The sequence below is a fragment of the Trichocoleus sp. DQ-A3 genome, from assembly GCF_039961975.1.
In the GTDB taxonomy this organism is placed as follows: domain Bacteria; phylum Cyanobacteriota; class Cyanobacteriia; order Cyanobacteriales; family FACHB-T130; genus FACHB-T130.
Window position 1 is genome coordinate 301,453 of record NZ_JAMPKC010000001.1, and the last position, 12,445, is coordinate 313,897.

At 48.1% G+C, this 12,445-nt stretch carries 11 protein-coding genes; 6 read left to right on the forward strand and 5 right to left on the reverse strand.

Translation table 11 applies throughout. The annotated features are described in order from the left end of the window. Window positions 1-12 precede the first annotated feature (12 nt). Together NDI44_RS01250 and NDI44_RS01255 are read right to left on the reverse strand one after the other, a co-directional pair. The gene (locus tag NDI44_RS01250) at window positions 13-1,314 is read right to left on the reverse strand and encodes a nucleotide disphospho-sugar-binding domain-containing protein (RefSeq protein ID WP_190413083.1); all 1,302 of its coding nucleotides are present in this window, start codon (window positions 1,312-1,314) and stop codon (window positions 13-15) included. Between the two features lie 579 nt (window positions 1,315-1,893). Beyond that, complete coding sequence (locus NDI44_RS01255) at window positions 1,894-2,637, reverse strand: DUF2993 domain-containing protein (RefSeq protein WP_190413084.1); 744 nt, start codon at window positions 2,635-2,637, stop codon at window positions 1,894-1,896. A 488-nt stretch (window positions 2,638-3,125) separates the two neighbouring features. On the opposite strand from NDI44_RS01255, the gene NDI44_RS01260 reads away from it, so the two are divergent. Together NDI44_RS01260 and NDI44_RS01265 are read left to right on the forward strand one after the other, a co-directional pair. Beyond that, entirely contained in the window at window positions 3,126-5,147 is a 2,022-nt protein-coding gene (locus tag NDI44_RS01260) for a hypothetical protein (RefSeq protein WP_190413721.1), read from the forward strand. Between the two features lie 111 nt (window positions 5,148-5,258). Beyond that, on the forward strand, window positions 5,259-5,918 hold the full coding sequence (locus NDI44_RS01265) for an HAD family hydrolase (protein WP_190413085.1): 660 nt from the start codon (window positions 5,259-5,261) through the stop codon (window positions 5,916-5,918). A gap of 126 nt (window positions 5,919-6,044) precedes the next feature. Here NDI44_RS01265 and NDI44_RS01270 read toward each other — a convergent pair whose 3' ends face one another. The 3 genes from NDI44_RS01270 to pdxH form a co-directional block, all read right to left on the reverse strand. Next, complete coding sequence (locus NDI44_RS01270; protein WP_190413086.1) at window positions 6,045-6,431, reverse strand: translation initiation factor; 387 nt, start codon at window positions 6,429-6,431, stop codon at window positions 6,045-6,047. A 149-nt stretch (window positions 6,432-6,580) separates the two neighbouring features. Then, a complete protein-coding gene (locus NDI44_RS01275; protein ID WP_190413087.1) occupies window positions 6,581-7,081 on the reverse strand; it encodes a hypothetical protein in 501 nt (166 codons plus the stop codon). Between the two features lie 391 nt (window positions 7,082-7,472). Beyond that, window positions 7,473-8,117, reverse strand: a complete 645-nt coding sequence (gene pdxH, locus NDI44_RS01280) for a pyridoxamine 5'-phosphate oxidase (protein WP_190413088.1) — start codon at window positions 8,115-8,117, stop codon at window positions 7,473-7,475. 199 nt (window positions 8,118-8,316) lie between these two features. Between pdxH and NDI44_RS01285 the strand changes: the two genes are divergently transcribed. From NDI44_RS01285 to NDI44_RS01300, 4 genes are all read left to right on the forward strand, one after another. Beyond that, window positions 8,317-9,402, forward strand: coding sequence for an AI-2E family transporter (locus NDI44_RS01285; protein ID WP_190413089.1), 1,086 nt, complete (start codon window positions 8,317-8,319; stop codon window positions 9,400-9,402). A gap of 384 nt (window positions 9,403-9,786) precedes the next feature. After that, a complete protein-coding gene (locus NDI44_RS01290; RefSeq protein ID WP_190413090.1) occupies window positions 9,787-10,197 on the forward strand; it encodes a LapA family protein in 411 nt (136 codons plus the stop codon). A gap of 35 nt (window positions 10,198-10,232) precedes the next feature. Further along, on the forward strand, window positions 10,233-11,045 hold the full coding sequence (locus NDI44_RS01295) for a ScpA family protein (RefSeq protein WP_190413723.1): 813 nt from the start codon (window positions 10,233-10,235) through the stop codon (window positions 11,043-11,045). A gap of 199 nt (window positions 11,046-11,244) precedes the next feature. Continuing rightward, window positions 11,245-12,414 carry an NDP-sugar synthase gene (locus NDI44_RS01300; RefSeq protein WP_190413091.1) on the forward strand — a complete coding sequence of 390 codons (1,170 nt, stop codon included), beginning with the start codon at window positions 11,245-11,247 and terminating at the stop codon, window positions 12,412-12,414. Window positions 12,415-12,445: the final 31 nt, after the last annotated feature.

The following is a 12,445-nucleotide window of genomic DNA, read 5'->3' on the forward strand; positions in this document are numbered from 1 at the left end:
ACTTGATAGAGTTCACGCAACACTCCTAGATACACTGGACGTTAATTTCGACAGAGCTGGATGCTTGAACCCGACAGCCTGCTCAACAACATCAGCAGCTCGCTTCACGCCGCCTGATTGACGGATAGCCTGTTGGAGCCGAAATGCATTATTTGAGTAAGAATCCTCCCTAAGCACTCGTTGAATCGCGCCTCGCAACTTAGAAATGCTCAGACCGTCTGAAGGAACCACCTCACCCGTACCTGTCCATTGGATTCGCGCTCCAGTCCCCGGTTGTTCATAGGTGATGGGGATGGCAACCAGAGGAACCCCGTGGCTGAGCGAATCGAGTACTGTGTTCAGTCCCCCGTGCGTGATGGTTAACCTTGCTTTAGAAATCAATTCCATCTGAGGGGCATACTCTACAACCAGCGGCGAACCGGGCATCCTTTCAACCGCTTCTACATTCATCCCACCGCCATAAGAGAGAACCAGTTGAACATCCAGTCCAACGCAGGCTTCTGCAATGCAGGAGAAAATTTCCTGCTTGGTACTCTGCACAGTCCCCAGCGAAGCGTAAATTAGGGGCTGTCCGGTCAACCGTTCATAGGGAAAGGGAATTGTTCGCGGTGACGCATTACGGAATGGCCCAGTGTAATAGAAGTTGTCTGGCAGGTTGGCGCAGGGAAAATCAAAAGCAGCAGGCTGTTGACTGATGTGGGCAAGTCGAGAACAGGAGAGACTGAAGCCTTGTTTCAGGGGCAACTTCCACGCTGCGCGATACTCATTTAGAGCTTTCTGAATCGGCTCGCTATTGCGATCTAATAGGTAATAAGCAGCTAGATTGCGAAGACGCGCCCACCAGGTATTCTGGTAGCTCCAGCCCATAAAAAAGGGGGGAACATCTGCCTGTCGGCGGATAGCTTGGGCGCAGCACACAGTAATAAAAGGGATATTGAGGGATTCAGCTACAACTTCACCCGCTGGTTCCAGCTGATCCACCAGCAGTGCTTCAATCCCCGCCGCTTGAATGGCATCGGGGGCATCTCGGCAGAACATTTCACTCACCTGTTGGCACAAGGTGACTGAATAACGGAGCGACTCTAAGCGGCTCAATTGAGCGAGTTGCGCGAAGGACTCGGCAAGAAATCCAGGTCGATAAATCCCCTGCCCAATCGGATAAAAGTTTAGCCCTTCTGAGCGTACAGATGCCTCTAGATCCGGTATTTGCAGGAAAGTGACGCGATGACCGCGTTGTTGCAATTCTCGTCCCAACGCTGCCAAGGGGTTCAAGTGACCTGAAAAAGGCGGGCAAATTACACCAAAGTGAGTCATGGGTCGGCTTAGATAGAGTTTTAATAATGAAGCGGTCTATTTAAAGCTCCTGCAAGGACGCCACGCATAAGGCTCAGACCCTATCCTCATAAAGCGGAGGTAATCTTACTTATTAGCAAGCAATCCTGCTTTTTTTTAGGAAACCCACGGTATGAACGCACTTCTTTTAAGCCTTGTAAGCAAAGACAACTTCCTGGTATCTCTACTGAGGGTTTTGGTTTTAGGTCAGCGTTATCCAGTCAGGGAAAAATACAAAAAGTAATCAACATAAGTAAGCCTCAAGAGCAACCAGTCGGTTAACTGATGATGCTACTTAGGAGATTAAAATCATAAGACTGGGAGCTTCTAAACCAAAATCAATAACAGGAGCGCAGAACCGGATAAAATAGACCTATTGGCTTCGGGTATTAAAAAATTCAGAGAAATAATCCCTTGTTAGCCTGTTAGTAACTAAAGTACCTGCTACTAATTCACTTCTACTTCTAGCTAAAGAATGGTAGTCCTGTTAAGTTAAATTGTAACTTTAAACACTAAAATTATTTGTAAACAAAAATTTACTCAAACTTGTGTAATGTCGGCTTAAGAGGAAGGAATCTTCTCAATATGAATGGCGGCTTGCAAAGTTAACTTACCTGCCACTACATCAATCTGCTGAAATTGCCGTGACATCCCTTTTTTGTCAAAGTCACGCAGGCTTAAAACTTCGCTCACTTGTGCGACCAAAACATCTGTTAGTTGTGGTGGGAGTTCCTTCCCCTCTAAATAATTCACATCTTGGAGGACAATTTCTTGCCCCTCAGCTCCAATAAGAGGTGTGGCTGTGAAGGAAAGTTGCTGAACTTGTCCAGTTTTATCCAGAATTAGCTCGGACTTCAAAGCTATATTGCCGTCTGATAGTAGAGAAAAGTTTACTTTTTGGATATGGATCGCTAGGTTTTTATTCTCAATAAAAATTTGACTCTGGTGCAAATGTTCCTGAAAAGATTCAGAATTGAAGGCATGGGTAAGATTCTCTTCACTGATAACAACGCGAAGTGTTCCTTCAGAAGGCTTGGTTAATTTGATCTTGCCGATTAGGGCAAGACGAGGCTTGACACTAATCCGATTAATTTCTATTTGTAATTCTTCCGATGGCAAAAACTTTTGTATAACTAGACCATTGATATTAATAGCGATAAAATCAACTTCCCCACGGGCAAGTTTGCTTAGATCCGTCTTGATCTGAACTTTTAATTCTTCTACTATTCCCAGTTGGCTTGCCAGCGCCATTTCTGCTAGCTTGTTAAGCGTTTGTTCTCCCAATCCAGCTTTATCTTGGGTCACGCTACTTCTCCTACTGCCCGATCACTGCTCAATCTAGGCAATTTGCTTAAAAGAGTGTATCTACCTGATGGCAGAAGCAATGCTAGGACTACAGTTTTAGATAGCGAATAAGCCGATAAAGTGGTGATTATTGGGTTATTGAGACTTTTTAGAAATTCAATTTAATCGTAGATTGCGGGAGCAGTAGAATTTGAGGAATCAGGTCTATTTGTAACCTTCCTGCCGCTGTCAAAAATTGTGACAGCAGCAGTGGAAAGCCCCGCCTTGCGGCAGTTCGTGGGCTTTCCACTGCTGACAAAATCATCCTAAGAATGTACTGTATCAACAACACGCGATCGCGATTGTGCTAATTGTGTTGAAAAACCTCTGCTTTCTTGAGTGTAAAAATATACACTCAGTCGGTTCAGCCTCCAGACAGACGAGAGACGGCGTTTGTCCCTTTAAAGTAGCGGAGGTAATTGATAGATTTGCGAGGCATCGTGCGTTCGATGAAGGTGTTGCCGAAGGTACCGCGCCCATTTTTCCTACTAGCTTTAGTTCTCGTTGTCATCAGCTTTTTGGCTTTTCAAATTGAGCTAGCGATTCCCGCAACACCCAGCCTCTACAACACCTTTACACCCCTTACGAACCCTGCACCGCAGGAGATCGGTTCCTATGATGTGTTGGGATACGCGATCGCCAAAGACGAAGCCCAAAGTCTGCTGCAAACGGAGGAAGGGCGCAAGCAACTTTCACCGGAGAATGGGGCAGTTGCGGTTACTGAGGACTTAGTTAACCTGGGACGCAAAGCTTTTTACTCAGAAACTTTTAAAGATCAGGTATTTCAGACCGATGTTGTCGGGGCGCTGAATGGGCCAATCAACCTGGTAACGATGACGAAAGCGATCGCGCGACTGGGAGGGAAACATACCACCAACCTCCAGATTCCCATTGATAAAGATGTCACCATCGGCGGCAGAACTTTTACCGCCGGAACCTTACTGAATACCGGAATGGACGTGCCTGCGGGTTCAATTCTGCCTCTGGGAATGCGTACCAGCATCGAGAAGGGGAAGGTTCGAGTCGGCATCACCTGCGCCTTGTGTCATGCAGCAATTGATAGCAGAAGTGGGCGCGTTATCGAAGGTGCGCCGAACAACGATGTCGATCCCGGCTTAGTCTTGGCAATGGCTACGAACTCCGCCGCCATGTTTCGCCAGACGGGTGTGAATCCCACTAAACTTCCCTTAGGCGATCGCACTTACATCAACGCTGATGGGGAAATCGCCCGTCTCCCAGATGTCCAAGCCGTAGAAGATGCCGTCGATGCCGATTTGCTCAGTTGGCCTCCGGGGAACTTTGATTCTACCGGCAACATGGTCAACAATCCCTCCCAAAATCCTTCCTCCTATACCCACAAAGCTTGGCCCTACGGCTGGAGTGGAAACGCTGCCATTGGCTGGTTTCACGGACTGACTACCCTCAACAGCAACGTTCACGGCACCAATTCCGACGCCACAACCGGGGCTGATTCCAGCCAAGCGTTACTAAATATTGACAAAGAAACTTATTTGGGAATTATTTTTCAAAATTCAGCCAATCAAGCTTTTCGGTTGCCAGAAGGGGCAAAACCATCAGAATTCTTTGAAAAAATCGATCCCACACCAGGGGAACCGGGAATGAACCAGGTAATTAAGATGCCTGGATACCCGAAAGGTTCGCCTTTTATTTTGGATGGGTTGATGGCAAACTCACCAGGATTCCCGGTCGGCGAACAACTTAATGGAATATCCGCATTTCAGAATAGCTTGGCACCGCCACCCGTTCAAACTGCAAGCACAGACACCCTGAAGCGGGGTGCAGCCATCTTCTCAAAAGCTGGTTGCGCTGAGTGTCATAGCGGACGCTACTTCACCAACCATGAAGTAATTGCAGCAAATGAGATTGGAACTCAGCCCTCACGGGGTCCGGCGCAAGCACCCTTTGCCCGCATCTTGATAGAACCCCAAACTTATCCTAGTAACGTCCCAGTCCCCTTGCCGCCCGATCCGCCGGTGCTGTCAGTGCCGACTGATATCACGCCACAGCGATCGCTAGAATTAGCCTTTGCCATCAGCAACCCAGCCGGTGGTTACAAGGTACCTAGCTTAATTGGACTTGCCGTAACTGCACCTTATCTCCATGATGGCGGTGTGGCAGCTAGTTCCGAAGCACTGAAGCGAGATAAAGACGGCTTTAAAGTCGCCGATCCCAATCAACTAGGCATGGCAGGTACGTTGCTTAACAATATCCAGCCCGATCCCAGCGCAAGTTTGCGAGTGCTGCTGGATCGCAACCTGCGCGAAACAACGGTAGCCGCTAACCGGGCGAATTCTGACTTACAACAGTCGAATGTAGACGGCAGCGGACACGCTTATTGGGTAGACACGGAGGCGGGTTTCACTCCCCAAGATCAGACCGATATCATTCAATTCCTCCTCTCGTTGGATGATGACCCAGAAGTGCTGCCAGCGGTAGCCTCAAGAGATTAGCGATCGCGTTTTTTCTTCGCCCCGATTCAGGGGCTGAAAGGAATCAAAGCAGAGAAAATCCCGCTTTAAAAAGGGGGACAAATACAACCAAAATCCAAAGGTAATACAACCATGACAGTGCAAGGCGTAATTTTAGATATCGATGGTACCCTGGTTCTGAGCAATGATGCTCATGCCCAAGCTTGGGTTGAGGGATTTGCAACGTATGGTTATGAGGTACCCTTCGATAAAGTTCGACCGCTGATTGGGATGGGTGGCGATCACGTCATCCCAGCAATGGTGCCGGAATTAAATGACGAAGACGGAGATGGGAAAGCCGTTTCTCAGAAGCGTCGAGAACTAATGGTCAACCGCTTTGCACCAACACTGTCTCCTACAGACGGCGCAAGAGACCTGATCTTGAAAATGCAGGAGGCTGGATTAAAGCTGATTATCGCTACCTCTGCATCAAGTCAAGAACTCTCCCCGTTGCTGAAAGCCGCACAAGTTGACGATCTACTGGATGAAGCGACAACTTCTAGCGATGCCGATGCCTCTAAACCAGCACCAGACATCGTGGAAGCAGCATTGAAGAAGATGCAAATGGAACCCAATCAAGTAGTGATGATTGCCGATACTCCCTACGATATTGAATCTGCAAATAAAGCTGGTGTGGGTGTAATTGCGGTGCGTTCTGGTGGCTTTGACGATAATCAACTCAAGGGTGCGATCGCTATCTACGATCACCCCGCCGATCTATTAGCCAATTACGACAATTCTCCCTTGATCTAAACACGGTAAGGTCTGTTTTTTTTCAACTCCCTACATTTAGTAAAAAGGCAGTAACGAATTCCGTTACTGCCTTTTTACTTGCTTTTTTACGATTGTGTGCAACTTCTAGTTGCTAACAGCTTTAGCTTACCAGCCGCTACTTTCCTGGTCTGCCGGATCGCCGTAAGGATCTTCGCTTGCGGGACGAACATCTCCGAACTGCCCTTGGTAATCTGCTGGATCGCCGTAGGGATCTTCGCTGGCGGGACGAACATCGCCAAACTGCCCATAATTTCCTGGATCGCCAAAGGGGTCTTCGCTAGCGGGACGGACATCACCAAACTGCCCTTGGTAGCCAGGATCGCCGTAGGGATCTTCGCTTGCAGGGCGGACATCGCCATACTGCCCATAATTTCCTGGATCGCCAAAGGGGTCTTCACTCGCGGGGCGGACTTCCCGATCGTCGTAGTTGGTCGCGTCTTGGTCGTTACCAAGCAAGGCATCCTGCATCTTTCTGATAAACCCATCTACCATGATTTGTCTCCTTTTTCAATTACTGTGTGAAACGGCTGTGTAGAGGGTACAGATTGATTCCTCATTGCCGTTGTGTATCTTGGCGCTTTTTATGGCTGGTCGTGCGATCGCATATCTGCAACCCAGAGATAGCAGCGCTTACTGTGCGCTTACTGTGCAGGAATCGGGGCATTCGCTTCAGCCAATCCTCTCAGGTCGCGCCCTGTGGGTCTGTTGTTATAGCCCTGGAAGTCACGATACTGCCGTGCCTCCTCTTCCGAAACTTGAATTCCTCCGGGTGGCGGCGTTACCCAGTGAGGCCGATTTTGGGCATCCCGGTAGTAGACACGACCGTTCTTAGAAAGGTAGTATTTCCCCTGCGCCCCCTGCTGTTGCTTGTTCTTATTCTTGTTGTAAAGATAGTAAAGTGCCGCCGCTCCCGCCAAAGTGATTGCCACTTTCTGACCCGTTGATAATCCTTTCTTGGCTTGGGGTTGGTTGGTGGGGGGAGGATTTGTCACTGTTCCACCCCGCGTATCGTCAACAGGTGGCGGTGGAGTGTTAGTCTGCGACTCACCGCAAGCATTTAAAAACGGAACCATTAGTAACGCTGAAAGCAGCAGCGCCATTGGGCGTAAAAATCTTTGACGCTGTGGGGCTATTGTATTCATCAATTTCCTGTTCTCCCTCCGTTACAGGATGTCTTGTTATGACGCACTCATGAGGAAAACTTGCACTATTCCAAAAACACTTTTTTCTTCAATAAATTTCCAACAACAAGTTTAGAAATTGAGTATTTACCGCTGACCGACAACAGCACAAGTCAGTGTTTTTGTTTCCACCCAATCATGAGGCAAGTTAAGAATAATTCCCTACAGCTCTAGATAGAATTTTGAGAAAAGGCTTCATCCAAGAGGAATAGACCCGACAGCCATTTACCAACTCGGTCAGCTTCGGAAGAAAGGAGAAATACACAAAAATTAACCCTACGTATTGCTTATAAGCATTGCTTATAAAGATAGGGTTTGCCTGTTTTTATGGGCTTTCTAAAATTATTCTTTCTTAAGGTGATAATCGCTCAATTACCCAGTTGCCATCGTCACCACGTCGATAGTGCAAGCGATCGTGCAGCCGACTCGGACGCCCCTGCCAAAACTCAATTGTTGTAGGAATGACTCGAAAGCCTCCCCAATGGGGCGGTCGAGGAATTTCCCGATTTTCATATTGCTCTTTGAGTTCCTGTAAGCGTTGCTCAAGTACCTCGCGGTTTTCAATGACTTGGCTTTGCCGCGAAGCCCAAGCCCCCAATTGGCTTAAGAGCGGACGGCTGTGAAAATAAGCTTCTGATTCAGCATCTGAAACCTTCTCCACTTGCCCCTCAATCCGCACTTGGCGTTCCAGTTCCGCCCACCAGAAGACTAAGGACGCCCACGGATTGACGAGGAGTTGTTGTGCTTTTTGACTTTCGTAGTTCGTGTAGAATACGAAGCCTTGTTCGTCGAAGTCTTTGAGTAGAACCATTCTGGCGCTAGGTTTGCCATCAGCCCCAACAGTCGCAACAGTCATGGCATTGGGTTCGAGAAGCTCAGCTGCCCGTGCTTGGTCAAACCAAGTTTTAAATTGTTGAAAGGGATTGGGGTCGCTATCCGCTTTGCTCAGTCCAAATCGGGTGTAATTTTTACGCAGATCGGCTACGCTTGTATCCATCTTTATATTTTTTCAATCCCTAATTTAAGTATTTTAAAGTCTTGCTTGACCCCAGTTTTCATACATCCTACAAAAAAATTTATCGCTTGCGGCTATATTCATAGACTTTAGACTTTAGACTGGCTATGGGTTAGAGTGGAAAGTCTAGCCAGTCGTTCTACGAGTACCCAGGGAGCCACTGCTACAGGTTGTGAGTGCGATGCGCCGTTCAGCCAATCTTCAACGCCTGCTGATTCTCGGTTTGACCGGCCCGATTGTGGCTTTAAATATCTGGGTTCTGTCCCAGATATTTCGCTATTTTGAGCATTTAATTACCATCCTCACCATTTCGGCAATTCTGGCTTTTTTACTCAATTACCCGGTGCGGGTGTTAGAGCGGATTCGCTTCAAGCGGACACAGGCGGTAATTATCGTTTTGGTGGTGACTTTAGCGGTGCTTGTCATTTTGGGCGTGACTCTTGTCCCGATATTGGTAGATCAAACGACTCAACTGTTCAAAAATATTCCAGATTGGTTAGAGGCAAGCAATCAAAATTTAGATCAGTTGGACGCCTGGACAAAAACTCGTCGTTTGCCTTTGGATCTTAAAGGATTTAGCCGTCGCGTCAGTTTTCGGATCGAAAACCAAGCGCAAGCTCTAGCGAGTCAGGCGTTTGGCGTGGCGCTAGGGACGTTGACCGGATTAATCGATGTCGTGTTTGTGGTGGTGCTGGCGTTTTATATGTTGCTGTATGGCGATCGCTTGTGGAAGGGTTTGTTTAATCTCCTTCCGTCTCAGATCGGTCTGCCGTTGAGCGAATCCCTGCGTCTGAACTTTCAGAACTTTTTCATTACGCAAGTCCTCCTAGGACTGTTTATGATGGCAACGCTGACGCCAATCTTTTTGACTCTGAACCTGCCGTTTGCCCTGTTGTTTGGTTTGTTAATTGGGGTTGCCGAACTCATTCCCTTTATCGGTGCAACCTTGGGGATTGGGATGGTGACGCTTTTGGTGATGCTTCAAGATTTTTGGTTAGCCGTTTGGGTCGCGATCGCATCGATTTTCATGCAGCAGATCAAAGATAACGTCCTTGCTCCTAAGTTAATGGGCGATTTCACCGGACTCAATCCGATCTGGATCTTTATCGCTTTATTGATCGGCGGTCAGATAGCGGGACTGCTGGGAGTTCTCGTGTCTGTGCCCCTTGCAGGTACAATCAAGGACACTATCGATACTCTCCGTCTTTTGCGTCAGCCCTCCGTTGTGACGACAGAGACGGTTTCCCGAAACCCTAATGACAGTTGAAAGATTATTAAAATAGATACCGCCCGAAAAGCTATCAGTACGACAAACTAAGCGAGGATGCGCTGGCAAACTTAACAAAGATTCTGCACGATACCCACGATTATTTAGCCTGGGTCATTCAAAAACTTTTATTTTTGTTCAATGAGGAGAAATCCGCTTCTAGTTTTTATACAGAATAAGCGCGATCGCTCCTGCACTCAGACAATATTAACAATTGCAGGTTTTCGATTCCAGATTTCAATCAAAACTGAAGAGTGTATGCACTTGGCATGGACGTAGAGTAGGATAGGTGAGGCTCAAATCCTTCTCATTGTTCAATATCAAACTCATCTCGTTCTTCTTTGTGAAATTGGCAAGGGATCTGCATTGTTTAGGAGTTCATTGATGCGACAGATTAATTTTTTGCTGATCTTCGCGGTGTTACTAGCGCTAGTTTTATTCAGCTTAGAAAACACCGAACCTGCCGCTATTCAGATTGTTCAAGGTGTCGAAGTGCAAGCGCCCTTGTGTATTGAACTGATTCTGGCGATGGGTCTTGGAGCTGTCTTAGCGTGGATTTTTAGTATCTGGGCGCGGTTGCTGCGAAGTCTAGAATCTGGAAAACAATTGCGTCAGATGCGAGCCAAAGACGAGCGCATCCAAGAATTAGAGGAAAATATTGAACACTACAAGGCAGAAATTGAAGAGAGACAAAGTCTGCCCTTAAACGCGACCCTCCAGACTGAAAACACAGAGGTAGTTGGAGGGAAGCTAGCAAGTCTCGCGGCAGCAAAAGAACAGGAATCCCTTGCCTAATCAATTTAGCTTCATTTGAGCTTGAGTTTATGCCGATGACCATTGGCCCAGCCCAGGAAGCGATCGCCCTTTTAATCGATTTGGCTCAGCGGGGAGAAATCGACCCTTGGGATGTCCAGGTGATTGAGGCGATCGATCGATGCTTATTGGAATTGGAGAAAGCTGGGGAGAAGCTCTCTGGCACATTTGAAGTAGAGCTGTCCCAATCCGGGCAGGCGTTTCTGTATGCGTCCATGCTGGTATTGCTCAAGGCGGATACCCTGTTTTCGCAATCGCTCCCAGACAATCTCGAACCCACTGAGGACGAGCTGGACGACACCGCCGCCGATCCCAGACAATTGCCAACGCGGTTGGAGCGCCATTTGCGACGCCGAGGGACAGCAATGCCTCCCCAAACTCGTCGTGTAACCCTACACGAATTAATCGAACAGCTACAGCAAATAGCCACGGTACTGGAAGAAAAACCTGCTGGCCCAAACGCGATTAAAGACCCAAGTTATCGTTCCCAGTCTCGTTCCCAAACCGCCCGCGCGATCGCTGCCCTCGCTCACCAAGAAAATCTGACCGAAACCGCAGCTCACCTAGATCGGTTTTTGAGCAGTCATTGGCCCCAAATGTCCCCCGGTCAGGATTGGCTGGAATTAGACCAGCTGTTAGAGTTATGGGCAGGGGTAAAACAACGGTCAGCACCGTTAAACGCGCATCAATTGCCTGAAGAGGTGGAAACTGCGCCGAAACACAATGACCGAGTGGGAGTTTTTTGGGCGCTGTTACTCCTGTCTGCTCAGTCTAAGGTAGAGTTAGCCCAAGAGGAGTTCTACCAAGACCTAAAAATCCGAACGCTGTAGCGATGATTCTGTACTGTAACAGGGGCGCATTCAGTTCCTGCCGGTATGTTGATTAAACGCTAGGGTGAGAAACATCTAGAATATCGACAAGGTCAATCGACTAAAATATTTGACCAGCCATCCCTTGCCTCCAGTGAAGGGATGGGGTACAGCTAAATTGCACGAAAACAAAGTGGCCTAGGTTGAGGAAAAAATATTCATGAAAGCCATGATTCTGGCGGCTGGTAAAGGTACCCGCGTTCGTCCGATTACCTACACCATTCCCAAACCTTTAATTCCCATTCTGCAAAAACCAGTGATGGAGTTCTTGGTGGAACTACTCAGGCAGCATGGGTTTGACCAGATCATGGTCAATGTCAGCCACCTTGCTAACGAGATTGAAAGCTATTTCCGGGATGGTCAGCGTTTTGGGGTGCAAATTGGCTATTCCTTTGAAGGCCGGATTGAAGAAAATGGCGACTTGATCGGCGAAGCGGTCGGTTCTGCTGGCGGGATGCGTCGCATCCAAGATTTTTCTCCGTTTTTTGATGACACCTTTGTGGTGCTGTGCGGAGATGCGTTGATCGATTTGGATCTGACCGCAGCGGTGAAGTGGCACAAAGAAAAAGGCTCGATCGCGACGATTGTGATGAAATCAGTGCCACAGAATGAGGTTTCCAGTTATGGAGTCGTCGTCACCGATGAAGAGGGACGAATCAAAGCCTTCCAAGAAAAACCATCAGTGGAGGAAGCGCTCAGCACCAATATCAATACCGGGATTTATATTTTCGAGCCAGAAATCTTAAATTACATCCCTTCTGGCGAGGAGTACGATATCGGGGGTCAGTTATTCCCCAAACTGGTAGAAATGGGTGCGCCTTTCTACGGAATCCCGATGGACTTCCAGTGGGTGGATATTGGCAAAGTGCCAGACTACTGGCAGGCAATTCGCAGCGTGTTACTGGGAGAAGTCAAAAATGTGGCAATTCCCGGACAGAAAGTGGCTCCCGGTATTTATACCGGATTAAATGTAGCGGTGAACTGGGACAAGGTTGACATCACAGGCCCAGTCTACATTGGTGCCATGACACGCATTGAAGATGGAGCCAAGATTGTCGGTCCCACCTACATCGGACCCAATTGCTGGGTGTGCAGCGGTGCCAAGGTGGAAAATAGCGTGATTTTTGAATACTCCCGCCTAGGCCCAGGAGTGCGCTTAGTCGATAAGCTGGTGTTCGGACGTTACTGCGTGGATAAGACAGGTGCCACGATTGATGTCCAAGCCGCCGCCCTCGATTGGCTGATTAACGATGCTCGTCAAGTTCTGCCCTCTAATCCGCCAGCAGAACGGCAAGCGATCGCCGATCTGCTGGGGATGGAAGCGATTTAAATCATCGGTCAGCGATCATTGGGAAATGGGT